18 protein-coding genes and 1 tRNA gene are annotated in these 18,053 nt (G+C 59.9%); 16 read left to right on the top strand and 3 right to left on the bottom strand.

Translation table 11 applies throughout. From position 1 onward, the window contains the following. Positions 1–89: 89 nt before the first annotated feature. The 13 genes from CABTHER_RS04825 to CABTHER_RS04770 all read left to right on the top strand — a co-directional run bounded on the left by CABTHER_RS04825 (position 90) and on the right by CABTHER_RS04770 (position 9,781). A complete protein-coding gene (locus tag CABTHER_RS04825; RefSeq protein WP_014099474.1) occupies positions 90–785 on the top strand; it encodes a ferredoxin--NADP reductase in 696 nt (231 codons plus the stop codon). A gap of 5 nt (positions 786–790) precedes the next feature. Next, positions 791–1,264, top strand: coding sequence for a 2Fe-2S iron-sulfur cluster-binding protein (locus CABTHER_RS04820; RefSeq protein ID WP_014099473.1), 474 nt, complete (start codon positions 791–793; stop codon positions 1,262–1,264). A 132-nt stretch (positions 1,265–1,396) separates the two neighbouring features. Further along, the gene (locus CABTHER_RS04815) at positions 1,397–2,059 is read left to right on the top strand and encodes a V4R domain-containing protein (protein WP_014099472.1); all 663 of its coding nucleotides are present in this window, start codon (positions 1,397–1,399) and stop codon (positions 2,057–2,059) included. An 85-nt stretch (positions 2,060–2,144) separates the two neighbouring features. Continuing rightward, a complete protein-coding gene (locus CABTHER_RS04810; RefSeq protein WP_014099470.1) occupies positions 2,145–2,702 on the top strand; it encodes a hypothetical protein in 558 nt (185 codons plus the stop codon). Positions 2,703–2,824: 122 nt separating this feature from the next. Next, the gene (locus CABTHER_RS04805; RefSeq protein WP_187288420.1) at positions 2,825–3,424 is read left to right on the top strand and encodes a globin family protein; all 600 of its coding nucleotides are present in this window, start codon (positions 2,825–2,827) and stop codon (positions 3,422–3,424) included. Next, on the top strand, positions 3,421–4,059 hold the full coding sequence (locus CABTHER_RS04800) for a hypothetical protein (protein WP_014099468.1): 639 nt from the start codon (positions 3,421–3,423) through the stop codon (positions 4,057–4,059). Before CABTHER_RS04805 ends, CABTHER_RS04800 begins: the two co-directional genes overlap by 4 nt. 149 nt (positions 4,060–4,208) lie before the next feature. After that, on the top strand, positions 4,209–5,945 hold the full coding sequence (locus CABTHER_RS15575) for a serine/threonine protein kinase (RefSeq protein WP_014099467.1): 1,737 nt from the start codon (positions 4,209–4,211) through the stop codon (positions 5,943–5,945). 20 nt (positions 5,946–5,965) lie between these two features. After that, the gene (locus CABTHER_RS17370) at positions 5,966–6,154 is read left to right on the top strand and encodes a hypothetical protein (protein WP_148263941.1); all 189 of its coding nucleotides are present in this window, start codon (positions 5,966–5,968) and stop codon (positions 6,152–6,154) included. A 53-nt stretch (positions 6,155–6,207) separates the two neighbouring features. Beyond that, positions 6,208–7,182: a S1C family serine protease gene (locus tag CABTHER_RS04790; protein ID WP_187288419.1), complete on the top strand. Its 975-nt coding sequence runs from the start codon at positions 6,208–6,210 to the stop codon at positions 7,180–7,182. A 72-nt stretch (positions 7,183–7,254) separates the two neighbouring features. Continuing rightward, a complete protein-coding gene (locus CABTHER_RS04785) occupies positions 7,255–7,704 on the top strand; it encodes a DUF4870 domain-containing protein (RefSeq protein ID WP_049787464.1) in 450 nt (149 codons plus the stop codon). A gap of 30 nt (positions 7,705–7,734) precedes the next feature. Then, positions 7,735–9,099: a circularly permuted type 2 ATP-grasp protein gene (locus tag CABTHER_RS04780; RefSeq protein ID WP_014099464.1), complete on the top strand. Its 1,365-nt coding sequence runs from the start codon at positions 7,735–7,737 to the stop codon at positions 9,097–9,099. Between the two features lie 133 nt (positions 9,100–9,232). Further along, positions 9,233–9,421: a hypothetical protein gene (locus CABTHER_RS04775; RefSeq protein WP_148263940.1), complete on the top strand. Its 189-nt coding sequence runs from the start codon at positions 9,233–9,235 to the stop codon at positions 9,419–9,421. Positions 9,422–9,538: 117 nt separating this feature from the next. Next, positions 9,539–9,781: a hypothetical protein gene (locus tag CABTHER_RS04770; RefSeq protein WP_014099462.1), complete on the top strand. Its 243-nt coding sequence runs from the start codon at positions 9,539–9,541 to the stop codon at positions 9,779–9,781. Here the strand turns inward: CABTHER_RS04770 and CABTHER_RS04765 are convergent. From CABTHER_RS04765 to CABTHER_RS04755, 3 genes are all read right to left on the bottom strand, one after another. Further along, entirely contained in the window at positions 9,778–10,608 is an 831-nt protein-coding gene (locus CABTHER_RS04765; RefSeq protein ID WP_014099461.1) for a 1,4-dihydroxy-6-naphthoate synthase, read from the bottom strand. The two genes, CABTHER_RS04770 and CABTHER_RS04765, sit on opposite strands and share 4 nt — an antisense overlap. Continuing rightward, positions 10,568–12,151, bottom strand: a complete 1,584-nt coding sequence (locus tag CABTHER_RS04760) for a hypothetical protein (RefSeq protein ID WP_014099460.1) — start codon at positions 12,149–12,151, stop codon at positions 10,568–10,570. Before CABTHER_RS04760 ends, CABTHER_RS04765 begins: the two co-directional genes overlap by 41 nt. Positions 12,152–12,225: 74 nt before the next feature. Further along, positions 12,226–13,203, bottom strand: coding sequence for a DNA-methyltransferase (locus CABTHER_RS04755; RefSeq protein WP_228374073.1), 978 nt, complete (start codon positions 13,201–13,203; stop codon positions 12,226–12,228). Positions 13,204–13,440: 237 nt separating this feature from the next. Here CABTHER_RS04755 and CABTHER_RS15570 point away from each other — a divergent pair, with 237 nt between their 5' ends. The 3 genes from CABTHER_RS15570 (at position 13,441) to CABTHER_RS04740 (ending at position 18,005) form a co-directional block, all read left to right on the top strand. After that, positions 13,441–14,127, top strand: coding sequence for an esterase/lipase family protein (locus CABTHER_RS15570; protein ID WP_014099458.1), 687 nt, complete (start codon positions 13,441–13,443; stop codon positions 14,125–14,127). Between the two features lie 113 nt (positions 14,128–14,240). Beyond that, entirely contained in the window at positions 14,241–17,837 is a 3,597-nt protein-coding gene (locus tag CABTHER_RS04745; protein WP_081464700.1) for a two-component regulator propeller domain-containing protein, read from the top strand. Positions 17,838–17,928: 91 nt separating this feature from the next. Continuing rightward, positions 17,929–18,005, top strand: a tRNA-Pro gene (locus tag CABTHER_RS04740). Positions 18,006–18,053: the final 48 nt, after the last annotated feature.

Genomic DNA, 18,053 nt, shown 5'->3' with positions numbered 1-18,053 from the left:
GAAACTCAGAATACCAAGTTTTCACCGCATTCCCATCGGTACCATCGCCTCGCCACCCCGGCATAACCCAAGCTTGTGGCAGTTAACTCATGAAAACGCACCCTTACATCCTGCGCCGTATCATCCAGGAAACACCGGATGTGCGTTCATTTATCTTTGATTTTGGTGAGCACCCTTTTGCTTTCACACCCGGGCAGTTCATCCTTGTTCATCTTGATGACAAACACCAGGCGCCGCTGACCATCAGCTCATCTCCTCACGATCAGAAGTACTTCCAGGTAACGGTCAAAAGAACCGGTAACTTTGGCACACAGTTTTACGACCGGATGCAGGTTGGAGACACAGTCTCCATCGGGCGTCCGATGGGACAACTCAAGCTTCAGACAGACAGCCTCGATCCGGTCTGTTTCATTGGCTGCGATTACTGCATTCCGGCCGCACGCAGCTTTTTTTACTACATGCTTGTCCGTCAGCCGGAACGACGCATGACGCTCTTTCATGAAGTCACTGATCCCAGTCAGGTACTCTACGATGCTGAGTTTAAGCATTTTGAGCAGAACAGTCCCCTGACCCGTGTCATCCTGCTCAATCAGCCAACCCGTCCAGCAGGATGGTTTGGAGGTTTGGGACGTGTCACGCCGGTAATGGTAAGAAGCCTTTACCTTGAAAATCCCAATACAAAATTTTACGCAGCCGGTGAATATCCTGAAATAAAGTTCTATCAGCAAGTTCTCCAGTCGGCTGAGATTCCCAAAACAAGTATTTTTGTCGAACGCTGGAGTTAAGCCCCATGAAAACCCTCACCCTGCAACCGATTAACAAGACCATTTCGGTCAAGACAGACACCAAGGTTCTCGACACCCTGCTGGCCTCACAGTGCGAGGTGGCCATGGCGTGCGGCGGCATGGGGCTGTGTGCAACCTGTCACGTGTTTGTCATCAAGGGCGAGGAAAGTCTCACCCCCCGCACCGAACGGGAGATTCGCACGCTGGCGACCATCACTGGCGCTACGGCGCGTTCACGGCTCTCCTGCCAGGCGCGCATCATTGGTGATGGCGTGGTTGTCGAACTCCCTGAAGGCATGTATCTCCAGGACATCGAAGACCTCCGCGTGCTTGTTGGTAAGCGGGCCGAGGTGCCGATTTTGCACCCCCGCGATGGTCGGGTGCTCATTGAACGCGGGAAAATCATCACGAAGTCCAGAATCCTGGAGCTGGAAGGCGAAGATTTTGACATGTCGAAGCTCGCGGCGTCAGCTTTCTGAAAAGCCAAGTACTTAGCCCAACTTAAAACAACTTGACAACAGCTAAAACAAGCAGTATCATTTGTAGCATCAGACACAATACCCCGCCAATGCATCTATTTTCACCCCAACCTTACTGAGGAGAGTCCGCCCATGGCAATCAATGTGGCCGATGGTGGTATCAAGAACTACCACAACTATTTTGTCCCTGAAGACTTTCTTTCCCGTGACCCACGCACCCGCACCATCCGGCTTCGGGATGGGCAGCGTGGGGTTTATGCTTCCGAAGATTTTATCACCAGCCTTCATGCCGGACTCGATGAAGAAGTCGGCAATGCTTCCAACCTTATCATGTACAAAAGCGGCTATGAGTGGGGCGTCAGCGACATGAAGCGTTTTGCCGAAAAAATGCGTCACGAATTTGGCGGTGGAAAGCTCGATATATGGAAGATGAACCGCAAGTTCGTACTGGAGTCCTGGTGGTGGCCGCTGACCACTGAAGGCTGGGGTGCTTGGGCGATTGATTTCAGCTTTGAAAAGCAGGGCATGGTCTTTGTCACCATCAAGAATTCAGCCGTTGCCAAGGCCATGGAGCAGGTTGGAAAGCCGGTCTGCTACATGTATGCCGGCATGTTTGCCGGTGTTTTCAGCGTGTTTGACCGTGAGGAACGGGGTGGCATCGAAGTGCAGTGCTACTCGATGGGAAATGACTGCTGCAAGTTCATCATTGGCTCGCAGAAAAAGGTCAATGCGGCTGAATTCTGGCGCCGTGAAGGTGCGTCCGCCAAAGAGATTATGGAAAAACTCGTTGACTGACTGACTCCGCTATACCGAACAGAATGCATCTGTCAATGACCGCCATCGGCATCAATGGCTTCATCCCTTCAGGCATTGAAACTCCATGACCACACTGAGCCTGTCACTCCCCCAAGACCTACTCGACGAGCAGGAAGCCCTGCTGGCGCGCATCGCACGGTGCCGTGAAAAACTCAACCTGGCGATGCAGCGCGCCCGTGTAGCCCTGAGTCTGGAAGATACGGCCGAGGCCTTCTTCAAAGAAATGGTGCCTTGGACTCAGCGCGGCGCGGCGGCAGTGCGATCCGTTGTTGTTCGTCCGTCCACGACCCGTTTGACGGCCGCTGCCCGCACCACTGGCGCGCTACCGCTTCCAACAGCCCTTACACCCGGGGTTGCATCGGGTGAAGCTGCTGCGCCGGCTCCGGTTGTCACCCCGCCAGCAGCAGTAGCGGCCTCTGTCGCGGCTTCCCTGGTCGTAGGTACAGCCGATACAGCGGCTGCCGACGAAGAAACGGCACTGTCCTTCTTCCAGAGCATTCCCTGGAACCCAAGCGGCGGCGGCACGCGCTCCGGGCGCTCTCCCTGGTCAAGCGCCGGGGCAAGCGACTTCCTACGTGCGGCGACCGAAAGCGCCGTGCAGGCTTCAAAGTCCAAAAACTAGACCCGTTTCCCTGCAAGTGACTCCTTTCCCTGCAAGTGACTCCACGGATGTTTGTAGAGGGTCGTGGTTCATCAATGCAGGGGTCTTCCGCACCAAGGCTTTTTTGGAGGTTATCCACATCTATGACATCGCCTGCCGTGGCACTTCCCCCACATCGTCACCCTGAGCTGGCGAACATGTTCCGGCAAGCCGAAGGCAAGTACTTCACGGACGCCGAGTTCGCCAAGCTGGAAAGTCTTTACCCCAACCTCAAGGCACATATCGAAGCAGCCAAAGACGTACGTGCCAAAGAAACCGGCATCGTGGGACGCAGCGTGAAAGAAATCTACACGATGTACCCCTACGAGCAGCACCATGAGCATGCCACGGCAAAGTGTGTCCGTGATGCACGCTATGTTCTGTCTTATGCCACGCTTTCCATGCTTATTGAGGATCCGCGCTGGTTTGAAGACAAGCTGCTTATCTGGATGAAGACCATTCTCCAGGCCTTTGAGTTCCCGGAAACCGGTCAGACAGAAGCCATGCGGGAAGCCTTTTCCAGGATTGACCCGACACTGGCGGCAAAACTCAAGTCTTTCAAGGGCAAGGTCAAGTCCATCTATCACATGTATTATGTCGTCAAGCGCGAGTGTCAGCAGGAGTTGCAGCCCACAAGTTTCCGGCTGATAGCTCCTTATCTTGACCTTGCCATGAATGTTTTGTCGGAGGATTACGGAGCATGACAACAGCGGATTTGCTTGAAGGTCTGGAGACCTTTTTTGACGAGAGCCGGATTGGCTTCGACCTGCGCGAAGGCGTCCTGTGGAATCCAGCCAAGACGCGCCTGTGCCTGCTCTCCAATGATTTCCTGACCGGTGTTTACAGGGCGGTCAAGGATGAGGCAGGTCCGGCCTGGCCCGTTATCTTCAAAACCTGTGGACGCATCTGGGGCGAACGCATCATGCGCCGTCTGGAGCGGGAAGCCCAAGTGGTGGGCAACCTCCAGATTCGTGAACTGCCGGTGAGCATGTTTCTGCGGTTTTTCCGCGAATACTTCGTCTATCACGGCTGGGGACTGATGACGATTGATGTCTCACGGGCGCGTGAAACAGGTATCGTGACGGCGGCGCTCGAAGACTCCATCTTCGCCGAGGTCATCCGGGACGAAGAAGAGTTTTCGGACCCCATGATTGCCGGGATTCTCGCTGGCATGCTGGGCTATATGAGCGGACATGACCTTGATTGTGTCCAGACAGAGTGTATCTCACGCGGCGCTGAAGCCAGCCGCTTTGTGGTGACTGGCGCGGCACGCCTCCGTGGGATCAGTGAAAAAATCAAGTCCGGCATGACGCACGAGCAGGTCGTGGAAACTGTCTAGGATCGGTTTTCCTGGTATGCGCTCCCGGCTTCTGTATTCCCCCGGCACGTACCTTCCACAGGGCCGGTATGGTTTGGCCGTCACTTGCCGGTTGCTATCCGTAAGTTTTACTCTCAGCGTTCATTTTGCCGGCCGGTCATCCCCCCGCCATGACGTACGAAACGCTCAAGGTTATCGGTAGCGGTGCCCATGCCATTGTCCATCTGGCACGTGATTCAACCACCGGCGAACTGTATGCCATCAAGGAGTTTCTGGGCGGCGGCAGGGCCGCCCAACTCTTTTTCCGCGAACTGGCTTCCCTGACGACCCTGCAACATCCAAATGTCGTCCGCTGTGTTGACCTCATTTACGGACAGGGCAACACACGCAACAAGCTGGTGCTGGAATATGCCGCCGGTGGCAGCCTGCGCGACCTTCTCAACCAGCAGACCGCACTGCCGATGGGGGAAGCCATCCGGGTGATCCGGGATGTGGCCGCCGGGCTGGCCTATGCCCACAGCCGGCAAATCCTGCACCGCGATCTGAAACCTGAAAACATCCTGGTCTTTCCCGACCCGACCACCGGTGCCAACCGCTACAAGATTGCGGACCTGGGCATCGCCAATCATCTGGCCAATGTCTTCGACCAACAGAAGCCAAACGGCTCGCCGGCCTACATGGCGCCGGAGCAGTTTTATGATTTTTCGACCTATGCCAGTGATCTGTATTCTCTGGGGGTGATTTTCTACGAACTTCTGACCGGAGAGCGTCCTTTCCATGGCCTGCCGGAGGAACTTTTCACCAAACACGCCAAGGAACCACCTGACTTGAGCCGGATTCCAGAGCCGGTACGCCCCATTGTGGCAGCGCTCTTACACAAAACGCCTGGGGAGCGGATGAAGTCGGCCCAAGCTCTTCTGGAAGCCCTTGACACGCTCGACGGTCCGGCGGCGTTGGTGCCAGCGCGTGCTCCCGATACCGCCAGGAACGCACCCAGTGCTGACACGGGACTCGAACAAACCCAGCAACTCGAACCCTGGTTTACCCTCGAACTTGCCGGCAGCCAGCAGCTCTTTGTCATCAACCCACTCCAACGCCCGGCTGTCTATATCGTGGATGCCCGCACAACCGGCTTTCTGGAACTCGACCGGCGGCGCTTTGTGCCCTACTTCCTGCCGGAGCGCATTACGGCAACCGCCGTGCCCCACGCTGAGGCGACAACAAGCTATTTCGCCACAAACCGCAGCCTGTACGCGCTTGCGGCCGGTGACATGTCGCCCCGGCGACTGTTTTCACTCCCCTTTCCTGTAACCAGTCTGGCGGTGACCCCGGCCGAAAACCTGTTTCTTCTGGCCAACGACACGCGCCTGTCCGGCTACTCGCCGGAGGGACGGCAATGCTGGGAACTGGAAGTGTGTAACTACTTGCAGGCACCACAGCTTCTGGTGCTGGGTGACGATGACATCCTGGTGACATCCGGCCCCATTCGCCCCAAAGTGATGTGTCTGGACGCTTCCGGCCGCATCAAGTACCAGATTCCGTTGGGATCACCGGCCTTGGCGCTGATGCCCTCGTCGGTGGGGGGTGATTTCCACCTGGTGTTATTTGGTGACGGCGACCAGCAGCCGATGCGCCTGGCCACCTTTACCGGCGACCGCGAATTGGCGGAAATGGATTTGGGCGAAGCCGTCTATGCCACGAAAAACCACAGCCACTTTGTCACCTTCTTTCACGCTTCCGGGCGGGTTTCGCTGATTTCAGACGGATTGCCAATTGCCGAATACCAGCCACGCGGTATGATACTCGACGATGCCTGGGTGCCAGCCGCCCGCGCCTACGTCAACATCGAACGGCAGACGCCGCGCACCCTGGTCAATGTGTTTCGCCTGACCACGACACCCCACTGAAGCTGGAAGACCAACTGCTGATGTATCGCAAGCCACGTTTTTTGGAGAAACTTCACGCCATTCGGGAACAACTTGCCGAAGTCTGTGGCTATGACGCAGAACAACTTGCGGCCCGGCTACGGTGTGAAGACACACCTGCTACGCCATCCTCCGATGAGCCGACCTCCGATTCCCTTCCCCTCTGGGTGCAATCGCCGTCGAGCCAATGACCCTGTTTCGTCTTCAGTGCTGTGCCTGCCTTCTGGTGTGGTTGGGCTTACTCTTGTCGTCTCCCCTTGCGCAACAACCCGGCGCACGCCCCAAACCACGGCCTCCGGCCCCAGTGCCGCAACTCCCCAACATTGCTGATGTCGTAGCGCGCACAAACGGCGGCGTGGTCAATATCCAGTCGGTTTCCGAAGACGGGGGAACCTCGATTGGCAGTGGCTTCTGCCTTGATGCCAAAGGCGAAATCGTCACCAACTTTCACGTCATCCGGGATGCCCTCAAAATTGGCGGTCCCATTCTGGCTGTCACCCAGGACGGTCGTATCCTGACGGCCAGTGTCCGGGGCTACGATGAAGCCACTGATCTGGCGCTACTTGAAGTTGACCTTGGACAGCAACCGCTTCCGACGCTTCCGCTGGGTGACAGCGATGCCGTGCGTGTCGGCGACTGGGTCATTGCCATTGGCAGCCCCTTTGAACTCGACCACACGGTGACGGTTGGCATCATCAGCGGCAAGGGCCGGAGTGGACTCGACGGCGCTTATGATGATTTTCTGCAAACCGATGCAGCCATCAACTTTGGCAACTCCGGCGGCCCGCTGGTCGCACTCACGGGCGAGGTCATCGGCATCAACACGCTCGTTCTTGCCCGTGGACAGGGCCTGGGTTTTGCGATCCCGGTCAACATTCTGAAAGAAATTCTTCCCGATCTGCGCGCAATGGGCCGGGTGCGCCGCAGTTCGATTGGCGTCGAGGCTGTGGACATATCCGCTTTGGACCGGCGCGGGCTGGGTTTGACCGGCGCGGTCCGTGGAGTACGGGTGGCAAAGGTTGAGCGGGGTCTGCCCGGCGATCAGGCCGGTCTGCGACGTGGCGACATCGTCGTCACCGTCGAGGGAACGCCGGTGATGTCGAGTGGTCACTTCAACCGGCTCATTGCCCGCAGCCGTCCGGGAACGGCCATTCAGATTCGCATCCGCCGCGAAGAAAAAGAATATACGGTTGCCGCCATCCCCATCGAAAAGAAATAATCCCTGCGTTTCAGCCCGCCACATCCACTTGCAGCCGAGTGGTAATCTCCACAAGGAGACCCTTGCTACCCTATGACCCCGCAGAATCCCTACGGGCAGATGCCTTATCCGCCCTCCCAGCCATACCAGCCGTCCCCCATGATGCCTGGCGGCGGACAACCTCCCGGCCCCCTGGGGCTGCAACCCAATGTCGCCGGACTGCTGGCTTATGCTCCCTGCTGCATTGGGCTGATACTGTCCATCATTTTTATTGCTGTGGAAAAATCCAACCGCTTTGTCAAATTTCACGCCTGGCAGGGACTGTTTTTTCACCTCATCGTAGCCGTCATTGGAATTCTGAACTCAATTCTGGGCACGGTGCTCGTTCAAATCAGCGGTGTTCTGTCGCTGCTTTCGACGCTTTTTGGCCTGGTTATTTTTCTGGCCTCCCTTGGCGCTTCCATTTTCCTGATGGTCAAGGCGTACGGTAATGAAATGACCAAGCTGCCGCTTCTGGGCGATTTGGCTGAAAAGCAGTCGTAAGCCGGCTGAAATCGGCTGTGCCTATCTGCCATGCAACCTGCCATTGACGATTTTCACCGGCTCATCACGGAAGATGCTGCGGCAGCCCGGGCGGCCGTCGGGCAACTCGATGCCGCCTTCCTGGCCCGTGGCATCCTGTTTGCTGGCAAAGCGATGCCGGCCCATTTGCGTCCACATTTCTTTTCCCGTGAGCAACGCCGCCAGCTTGAAACGGCTGCCGCCAGTGTGCTTCACGCCGCCCTTGCGGCTGAAAAAGGGCTGTTCGGGGGCAACCGGGAAGCCCTTTTCGAGGCGCTCCGCATTCAGGATGCCGAGCGCCAGTTGCTGCGAACCGATCCAGGCTATGACAACCCGGTGGTCTGGACCCGTCTGGACGCTTTTCCAACGCCAGACGGCATATTTTTTCTGGAATTCAACCACGATGCACCGGCCGGCGTCGGCTATTCAGCCGCGATGACGGAAATTTATCTGGATTTGCCCATTGTCCGGCGTTTTGCCGAACAGTATGTCCTCGAATCCGACGAACCACGCCCGGCGCTGCTGGCGGCGCTGCTCGCCACCTACCGCGACTTTGGCGGACAGGAGCATCCCAATATCGGGATCGTGGACTGGACGGACGTTCGCACCTCCTCCGACCAAATCATCCTGCGGGACTACTTCATCCGCGAAGGCTACCACGCGGTCATTGCCGATCCGCGCGAAGTCGAACTGCGGGACGGCCGGCTCTACGCCGGGGATACCCGCCTGGACATCGTTTACCGGCGCGTCGTGACGAGTGAACTGCTGACCAAACTCGATGAAACCCGTGACTTCACAACGGCCTACGAAATCCGGGCGGCCTGCTTCATCAACTCGTTCCGCTGTCGCGTCAGCGAAAACAAGGCTTTCTTCGCTTTTCTCACCGACCCATCCCAGCTTTCCTTTCTCTCTGACGAGGCCCGCACCACGCTGCTGAAGCACCTTCCCTGGACGCGCATCGTGGCGGAGCAGCACACCACCCTGCCCAATGGCCAGCGCGTGGACCTGTGCGAGCATGTCGCCTGTCACCGCGCAGCATTCGTACTCAAACCGGCCGATGCCTATGGCGGCACCAATGTCTATGTCGGCAGCGAAACCGATGACGCCACCTGGGAGCAGGCGCTGCGCCGGGCCGTCCGGGATGATGCCCTCTGGGTGGTGCAGCAACGGGTGGCAACACCCGTCGAGACCTTCCCGATTCATCACGCGGACGGGACATTCACGTTTGAGCCGATGAAATACAACGCCAACCCGTTCTACCTTGGCGGGCAGATTGCCGGGGCCGTGGTGCGAACCTCCCGGAGTGCCGTCATCAATGTCAGCGCTGGCGGCGGGAGTATTCCAACCTTTACCGTTGCGCCACGCTGGTCGGCATAACCTGCCCACTACCCTGGCGGGCGCTGGTCAACCTCTCCCGGCAATGCCATATTCTCCGGCGGTACTCCGGTCATCCGGTGCCGCCAGCCCACGCTGGAACTTGATCCACCTGGTTGCCGGGAGCACACACGCCGTGACCAATGATGAGCTTCGCATTGTGGAAGTGGCCGACCCCGACACCATCCGGCGCATTCAGCGCCTGCGTGCGGAGTGCTGGATGACAACCGGGCTTCCGGCAACCGTTTTTCCTGACGGCCAGTGGCGTGATCCCGGCGAGGAAAAGCCACCGTTCCGGCACTGGGCGGCTTTTGCCGGCGCGTGACTGGTTGCCGCTGGACGGCTTTCCATCCACGAACGCCTTGAAGAAGCTCCCGGCGGACACCTGTTTGCCCAACTTCCCGTCGCGATCACGCCACCCATCGCTTCCATCAACCGCCTTGTGGTGCACCCTGACGTCCGCCGTCAGGGACTGAGCCAGCGCTTTGACGACATCCGGCTGGCAGCCGCCCGCGCGGCCGGGACCAGAACCGTGCTTGCCTACTGGTCATGGGTTACAGGGCTGGCACGCTACCGTGGCCTCGAAGCCTTGGGGTTCAGGCGCGTCAGCGACTTCGATTTCTTCAACGAGCCACCCACCGGACTCGTCACCGCCATGGTGCTTTCATGGCTGCCACCCAGCTAAACCGCCTGGCTGGCACCCGGCGGTGATGCCAGTCGCCGGGCATACTGGTGCAGGGTTTCGATGGCCTGCCGTCCTTCTGGGCCCAGATTCCGCGTAAAATCGTTGACGTAGAGGGCAATGTGCTGCGCCTGAACTTCCGCCGACATTTCCTGCGCGTGAGCAGCAATGTAGGGCCAGATGACCTCGGGATGGGCATCGGCATAGGCCAGGCTTTCCCGAATGGCCTGGGTCACAACCCCCTGAGTGGTGTCATCCAACGTCTGCCGGGCGGCAATGCAACCCAACGGCAGGGGCAGCCCGGTCTGATGTTCCCACCATTCGCCCAAGTCCACCAGGCAGACCAACCCAAAGTCTGGATAGACAAAGCGGCTTTCGTGAATGATGACGCCGGCATCGTAAAGCCCCCCGGCCACCGCTGGCATGATGCGCTCAAACGGCAGTTCAGCGGCAATCGGCGCGTCGCCGGTGAAAAGACGCAGCAGCATGTGGGCCGTCGTCAATCTTCCTGGGGTCACCACCTGCTTGTTGCGTAGTGTCCCCAGTTCCATTGGCTCACGGGCAACAACCAGTGGGCCGCAGTTGCGTCCAAGTGCCGCGCCGACTTCCAGCAGGGCGTACTGCGCCGAGACCTCCGGCGTCAGCCACGCCGCAAACGACAGCTTCGTGACCTCCAGCCGGCCTTCCAACGCCCACTCGTTGAGGGTCTGAACGTCGGCCAGCCGGATGTCGAACGCCAGCCCCGGAACGCGGACAATCCCCAGGGCCAGCGCGCCAAAAATGTACGTGTCATTCGGACAGGGCGAATAGCCCAGCGTCAACGTCGGCATGGGTGTTCACCTGACTTTCAGGGGGATCAAAGCGTTGAAAAATCTGGAGTTGTCCGCCATCGGGGGCTGGCAGGGCGGCTACCCGGCGGTAGTACCGGTCCAGCCACCCGCCTTCACGCAGCGCCGGCAGGATGTCCCACGTGGGACTGGCAACATACCACTCCGGGAGCAGGGTCCGCAGGGGCCAGGTCAGGTCCCGGCGGGCAAAGTGTGGCAGAACTTCCGGCGTTGTCAGACCGCACAAATCCACGATGCGCTGCTCGCTGTAAAACCCCAGGTAGCCGACTTCGTGAAAGGCAACCCGGTCTGTGGGCCGGGCATGAACACGCAACCAGGCTACCAGCGTCCGGTAGGAAGCCGCCCGCCAGTCGCCGTCGTACAGGACCACGGCTCTGGCCGCCGGCCACAGTATCCAGGCCAACCCACAGATGGCGACAGCCAGCCCCAGCCGGTGCCCATACCGCGTGAAGCGCCTTTCAAGCATTTCCCGACACGTGACCAACCCCAGCGCAAACAGTACCTGAAGCGAGAGAAATACCGGGACCTGATACCACCAGTAACCGGCCACGCCCAGCGCGACATATCCTCCCACATAACCCACGAGCCACAGGGGAAAGACGCTCCAGCGGAGCCGCCGCCGGAAGGCCGTCACCAAACCCACGACGACCAGCGCCCACCACACACTCAGCAGGGGATACCCCACGCCTGCCCCACCCCAGGTGCGCCACCAGTTGGTCAGCAACTCATGCGTGAAGCTCGGCCATCCCAACGCCGCCTGAGTTCGCTTGGCAGCCAGCGTCGCCGGCAGTACCTGCCCAAAGGTGCGGTAGGCATAGATCGCCCATACCGTCAACACCAGCATAAAACCGGCCAGCAACCGCCCGACGTGCGCGAGGAAATACTTGCCCCAGTCCCGCCAGTCTTCCGGTTCTGACTCACCTTCGGAACCGACGAACCGGCGATACCCCAGGGACAGCCCCATGACCCCCAGAACCAGCACACCTTCGCCACGGGTCAGAAACAGCAGCCCGGTCACAATCCCAGCCGGAAAGGCTTTGCCGGCCAGGTGCAGTGACAACGCAAGGATCAGCAAAGCGTGAAACAGAAAGACCTCCGAGCCGAGAACCCCCAGCGGCCCGGCCCAGCCACCAAGCAGCACGGACACCGCCACAAGGCAGGCTGACCGGTCATCCAGATGCCAGACCCGGCGAAACACCCAGAACATCCACCCGGCCGCCAGCCACGCCAGCACCGTTGCCCAAACGGCCACCACATCCACTGGCACCTGACGCACGAGTGCCGCGAGCAAGGCCACCAGCAGAGCAAACAGCGGTGTTGTCGTGCCAAACGTGGGCGGCGGGTGGTTGAACACAAAACCGCGCCCGGCAGCCAGATTTTTGGCGTAGGTCAGGGTGATGTAGGCGTCGTCGTTGAGGTTGACCCCCTGCCCCCAGCCACACCAGACCGGAAACAGGCTGGCCGCAGCCAGCGGACCCCAAACGGCAAAGGGCAGACGCAAACCACTGGTGACAGACAGGGACATGGGCTGGGTTCCATGCTGCCTTTCTACGCAACGGCAGACTGGAAACGCAGCCTGTGCAACAACCCGTTTGCCGGTCAAGCTGTTTTTCGCCGGCGCATGGCTGGTGTGGCTGAAGCTTCGGTCAGCGCCGGGCCTGGCCGCGCAATCATCGGCGCCAACCGCTGGTCAAAAGCAATCGGAGCTGCCTCAATCGCTGCGGCTGACGCAGGAATGGCGTAGTACGCTTGCAGATAGGGCCAGTCACAATCCCGAATCGTCACCAGATTGCCACGCACCTGACTGACCCAGACTTCCCCAATCCGCGACGTAGCCTGCGTCTGGGACAACCGTTCCCGGGCGACGGCGACATAGCCAGCATCAATCTCGATCCCCAGATAGTGCCGCCCCAGCTTTTTGGCAGCAACCAGCGTCGTGCCCGTGCCGGCAAAGGGGTCAACAACGACATCTCCGGCGTCAGTCGTCATCAGCAGCAATCGTTCGAGCAGGGTTTCCGGCAGTTGGCAGGGATGCGGGTCACGGCGTGAGGCATGCTTGACACGGTGCAGGTCACTCCAGACATCGGAAACGAGCGGCCCGAAAGGATGTAACCCGTGTTTTTTCCCGCCATAGTCCCGGTGCAGGACACCACACTTGCGACAGCGCCGGTGCGGGTGGCGGATTTCATAAAACTTCTGCTGCCGTTTGTCCCGTGCATAAAACAGAATGCCGTAGTGACGCGGCATGAGCGTCTTTCCCAGCGGCATCCCCAGCGCCTCCCAGGCAATCCAGTGGCGGAAGTCAGCTCTTTCGTTGAGAAAGGCGGCGTAGTGAGTCAACCACCGGGGAATGTTATGAACCACGATGCTCCCCGTTGGTTTGGTGATGCGGAGCAGTTCCTGTAACCACCGCCGACACCAGTCGAGATATTCGTCACTGCTCCGCTGGTCATCATAGCTCCGGTATTTTTTGGACAGATTGAAAGGCGGGTCGGCAAAGGTCAGGTCAGCCATTTCCGACGGCAGTTGGCGTAGCACAGCCAAGCAATCGCCGTGCACGACGGTATCGAGGGTCACGACACACACTACCTCCAGCGGAAGTTCCCCTGGAAACCCCTGGCTCGAAACCCTGGTTTAGTCCCTGGAAAGTCAGGCCCTCGAAATCAGGCCCTGGAAAACAAGACCGCCAAACCCGGCAGGCAGCCCATAAATGGGCAAAAGCGGCGGCAACAGCGTGTGTATGCGCTATATTCAATAACAGTCCGGGGAAACGCAACCCGGACGTCACCCGCCAGCCCGTCCCCAACCACAACCATGCCTTCCCCCATTGTCATCGTTGCCGGTCACTTCCTTGAATGGCGGGCTTATCTTCCCCTTGCCAACCGTCTGCGGGCCGAACCCTTCAACCGGCAGGTGTGGATTGCTCCCATTGAGCCTTACCACTGGTGGCAGTCCTCCGGGGCCAACTTCCGCCCGGTCATAGACGTGATGGCACAGTGCATTGAAACCGTCGCTGAACAGACCGGTGCGCCGGTCACGGTCATCGGCCACAGCGCCGGCGGGCGGCTGACACGGAAGTTTCTCGGCGAGGATGACTACTGCGGACGCCGTTACGCCGGCCATCGCTTCGTCACCACGCTGGTCTGCCTTGGCACGCCGCACCACAGCTCGGCCCCGGCCAGTTCGGTCTCGACCCGCTGGGCCAATGAGCACTATCCCGGCGCGTTTTTTGCTCCGAAAATCCGCTATGTGAGCGTGATCAGCCGGTACATCCGGGGCAACCGTGAAGGAACGCTGGCTGAACGGACAGCCTATGCCCTGTATGAAAGCCTGCTGGGTGCGCCGGGGGATGTCTGGGGCGATGGCATCGTGCCGGAACCCTGCATGGCGCTGGAAGGTTCGGAAGTCATCCGGCTTGAAGGCGTGTATCACCTGCCCGTTCCGCTGCTGACATGGTACGATGACCCAAAAATTCTGCCCCGCTGGGCCATGAACATCTAAACGGTGAAGCCATCACTCACATCTGGTGGGCAGTGTCCCTGTTCTCACGTCCCCCGGCATATAACAGCCTGTCCCACAAAGCCTGAACAGCCGGCCGACGGCTTCCCGATGACATGTCCCGATTAAGTGCGCATCTGTTCGGAATCGGTATCTGGGTGTGCCTGTGGTGGGCGCTCGGAATGGCCTCCGAGGGCCGTTCGCTGCGTGACTACACGCTGGATGCCTGGCGGGATGAACTGCCACAGGCCGCCGTGCTGGCGCTGGCGCAGGACCGCCAGGGCTACCTGTGGATTGGCACCTACGAAGGTCTGGTGCGCTTCGATGGCGTCCGCTTCGCCACTTTTGACAAACGCACCACGCCCGCCTTCCGCAACCATAACATCCGGTGCATCTTTGAGGACCGCGACGGCACGCTGTGGATTGGTACGTTTGGCGGCGGCGTCGTGCGCTACCGGGATGGCGTCTTTGAAGCCCTGACCACGGAACAGGGACTGGCCAGTGACTTCGTGCTGGACATTGCCCAAACCCCGGATGGTGCGCTCTGGTTCGCCACCAGCCGTGGGCTGACCCGCTGGCATCAAAACCAGTGGCAGACGCTGACGATTAAAGATGGACTCCCCCTCGACAGCCTCCAGCAGCTTGCCCTGGCCCCCGACGGAACGCTCTGGATTGGCACGTACGGGCGTGGTCTGGCTGCCTTTCGGAACGGCGTCTTTCACAATCATTCCCTCAACGGTGGCAAACCGAACGACATCGTTTTTGCCCTGCATGTCGCGCGGGATGGAACGGTGTGGGCCGGGACGAACCAGCAGGGGCTGCTGCATCTCGATGCTCAAGGGCAAATTCTCACCCAGTATGCACGCCGGACAGGCTTTCCCGATGATGCCGTCCACGCCCTGTATGAGGATACTGACGGGGCACTCTGGGTCGGTATCGAAAATGGCGGACTGGGGCGCTTCTCGCAGGGACGATGGGACTGGCGCACCCCCAAAGATGGGCTTCTGCACCGGTTCGTACGGGCCATCTGCCGCGACCACGAAGGGAGTTGCTGGGTCGGCACGAATGGCGGTCTCAACCGCCTGCGTGAAGCCAGGATCGTCAACCTGAGCACGTACCATGGGCTGACCGATGCGAATGTGCGCGTCGTCCTGGAGGACAGCCAGGGCCGGCTCTGGGTCGGTCTCGATGAAGCTGGCATTGACTGCCTCGAAAAAGGACAGTGGAAGCACTACGGGCTGGAAACCGGCATGAAAACCCTGGGCGTCCGGTCCATCACCGAAGACACCCAGGGGCGTATCTGGTTCGGACTCAACCAGGGAGGTGTTCTCTGTTTCACCAATGGACGGTGGCGCTCCATCACAACGGCCGACGGCCTCACCAACGACAACGTCTATGCCGTCTGTGCCGCACAGGATGGAACGCTCTGGGTCGGAACGGTCGGCGGCGGGATCAATGTTCTGCGGGAGGGGCAAGTCATCCGCACCATTGACGCCCAGAGTGAAAACATCACCGGTGGCAACATTCGCGTCATCGCGCAACTGCGCGACAACGCGATGTGGATTGGCACCAACGGGCGCGGTCTGATTCGCGTCCAGGGTGAGGACATCACCCGTTTCACCGTCAAGGAAGGGCTCCCCAGCAATCTGGTTTTTGCCCTTCATGAAGCTGCCGATGGCACACTGTGGATTGGCACCGGCGGCGGACTGGCCTGGTACCGCGAGGGACGTTTTGGGACAATCACCCACAAGGATGGACTCTTCGACGACACCGTGTTTGCCATCCTTCCCGATGCCGCCGACAACTTCTGGATGAGCTGCAACCGTGGCATCTTCCGGCTCGACCGGCAGGAACGCGAAGCTTTCCTGTCCGGCGCACAATCCCAAGTCAACTGCACGACGTTTGACCTCAGCGACGGCATGGGCGCCAACCAGTGCAACGGCACGTCCCAACCCTGCGCCCTGCGGTTGCGGGACGGACGGCTGGCCTTTGCCACAATCGGCGGACTTGCCCTGCTGGCTCCCGAACGGCTGCCGTTCAACGCCCAGCCGCCGGCCGTCGTCATCGAAAGTGTCATCACGGAACGACAAACCTTTTTGGCGCCGACCCAGGTGGTCATCGAACCCGGCACCGGGAAATTCGAGATTCACTACACGGCGCTGAGCTTTCTGGCGCCCCAACGGATGCGCTTCCGCTTTCGGCTCGAAGGCTTTGACGAAAGCTGGGTGGAAGCGGCGACGCGCCGTACGGCCTACTACACCAACCTCCCGCCGGGGACGTACCGGTTCCATGTCACGGCCTGCAACAACGACGGCGTGTGGAACGAGTCCGGCACAACGGCGACCCTGGTGGTCAAGCCGTTCTTTTACCAGACCCTCTGGGCCCGTGGGCTGGGGCTGCTGGTGCTCAGTCTGCTGGTTCTGGGTGGATTTCGCTGGCGCAACCTGGCGCTCCAGCGCCGGGCGGCTGCACTGGAGCGACAGGTTGCTGTCCGTACGGCGCAGCTCAACGAAAAGAATGCGGCGCTGGAACGCGCACTCCAGGAAATTCAGGCGGCCCAGCAGGAAGCCAACCGCAAAAACCAGGAACTGGGGCGCAAAAATGAGGCGTTGCTGGAGCTGCACCGCCAGGCCAATGCGATTTTCACCGCCCTGACGGATGTCCTGCCGGGAACGGTCATTGCCGGCAAGTACCGACTGGTGAAAAAGATTGGCGGGGGCGGGTTTGGCGTCGTCTATCAGGCGGAACAAGTTGCCCTGCAACGCCCGGTGGCTGTCAAGATTTTTCGTCCCAGCGGCAAAAACGCCACGACAGCCAGTGTCGAGCGTTTCCGGCGCGAAGGCATTTCGGCCTGCCGCATCAATCACCCGAATGCGGTCAGTGTGATTGACTTCGGCGTGTCGGAGGATGGCATTGCTTATCTGGTCATGGAACTGCTCCAGGGCGTTTCCCTGGCCACGGAACTGAAACTCTGCGGGGCGCTCCCGGTTGAACGGAGCATCGCCATCATGCTGCCGGTGTGTGACGTGCTGGCCACGGCGCATGAGGCCGGGGTCATTCACCGCGACATCAAACCGGACAACATCTTTCTGCACCAGACACCGGAGGGTGAAGTCGTCAAGGTCGTGGATTTCGGCATTGCCAAGTTGTTGGAGCCGGACGCCGACGACCCGCTGGCCGGGATCACCGAAACCGGCGGCGTCGTGGGAACGCCCATCTACATGTCGCCAGAGCGGCTCGATGATCGTCCCTACGATGGGCGTTCGGATGTCTATAGCGCCGGAGTCGTGCTGTACGAGATGCTCACCGGGCGGGTGCCCTTCCCATCCACTGGCAAAGGCACGTTGGGCGTCATCATCGGACACCTCAGGCAGCCCCCGCCGCCGCTGGAAGGTATCCCGGCAAAAGTGGCCGACGTGGTTCTGCAGGCGCTGGCCAAGTCACCTGACGAACGTCCGACGGCGCGCGAGTTTGGCAATCGTCTCGCGGCGGCGGCCGGGATGCAACCTTACCGGGGTGTCACGGCCACGACCGGGCGGGTGTCTTTCCCTTCCCGTACCAACACGGCCGAAAAAGAGGAGATGATGCAGGAAGCATCGCAAGACACATTGCTGGAGCGATCGCCAACCCAATTGCTGGTGCGGTCGCCGACTGACGCCAGCACCAGCCCTGACACGCAACCACTCCACAAAAAGTTGATTTTGCCGGAGTGAAAGAACCAAGCCAACCAAGGACAGTGAAGGCGTGACAAGCGGCGTCGCTTGTGATTGAATGGCGGCTTGTCGCTGATGGCGGCACGCCTGACGGGATGTGGCGCAGCCTGGTAGCGCGCACGCTTGGGGTGCGTGAGGTCGCTGGTTCAAATCCAGTCATCCCGACCACGTTTCACACGGCGAGACGGGACTTCCCGCCTCGCCGTTTTGCTTTGT

It is taken from the genome of Chloracidobacterium thermophilum B, assembly GCF_000226295.1.
GTDB lineage: Bacteria > Acidobacteriota > Blastocatellia > Chloracidobacteriales > Chloracidobacteriaceae > Chloracidobacterium > Chloracidobacterium thermophilum.
Note: the sequence above shows the minus strand (reverse complement) of the source record. Positions and strands in the feature narration are given on the sequence as shown.

Excerpts from the sequence above, each read along its gene's own strand:
- CABTHER_RS04825 (WP_014099474.1), top strand. The coding sequence starts at position 90 with ATGAAAACGCACCCTTACATCCTGCGCCGTATCATCCAGGAAACACCG.
- CABTHER_RS04820 (WP_014099473.1), top strand. The coding sequence starts at position 791 with ATGAAAACCCTCACCCTGCAACCGATTAACAAGACCATTTCGGTCAAG.
- CABTHER_RS04815 (WP_014099472.1), top strand. The coding sequence starts at position 1,397 with ATGGCAATCAATGTGGCCGATGGTGGTATCAAGAACTACCACAACTAT.
- CABTHER_RS04810 (WP_014099470.1), top strand. The coding sequence starts at position 2,145 with ATGACCACACTGAGCCTGTCACTCCCCCAAGACCTACTCGACGAGCAG.
- CABTHER_RS04805 (WP_187288420.1), top strand. The coding sequence starts at position 2,825 with ATGACATCGCCTGCCGTGGCACTTCCCCCACATCGTCACCCTGAGCTG.
- CABTHER_RS04800 (WP_014099468.1), top strand. The coding sequence starts at position 3,421 with ATGACAACAGCGGATTTGCTTGAAGGTCTGGAGACCTTTTTTGACGAG.
- CABTHER_RS15575 (WP_014099467.1), top strand. The coding sequence starts at position 4,209 with ATGACGTACGAAACGCTCAAGGTTATCGGTAGCGGTGCCCATGCCATT.
- CABTHER_RS17370 (WP_148263941.1), top strand. The coding sequence starts at position 5,966 with ATGTATCGCAAGCCACGTTTTTTGGAGAAACTTCACGCCATTCGGGAA.
- CABTHER_RS04785 (WP_049787464.1), top strand. The coding sequence starts at position 7,255 with ATGACCCCGCAGAATCCCTACGGGCAGATGCCTTATCCGCCCTCCCAG.
- CABTHER_RS04780 (WP_014099464.1), top strand. The coding sequence starts at position 7,735 with ATGCAACCTGCCATTGACGATTTTCACCGGCTCATCACGGAAGATGCT.
- CABTHER_RS04765 (WP_014099461.1), bottom strand. The coding sequence starts at position 10,608 with ATGCCGACGTTGACGCTGGGCTATTCGCCCTGTCCGAATGACACGTAC.
- CABTHER_RS04760 (WP_014099460.1), bottom strand. The coding sequence starts at position 12,151 with ATGTCCCTGTCTGTCACCAGTGGTTTGCGTCTGCCCTTTGCCGTTTGG.
- CABTHER_RS15570 (WP_014099458.1), top strand. The coding sequence starts at position 13,441 with ATGCCTTCCCCCATTGTCATCGTTGCCGGTCACTTCCTTGAATGGCGG.
- CABTHER_RS04745 (WP_081464700.1), top strand. The coding sequence starts at position 14,241 with ATGTCCCGATTAAGTGCGCATCTGTTCGGAATCGGTATCTGGGTGTGC.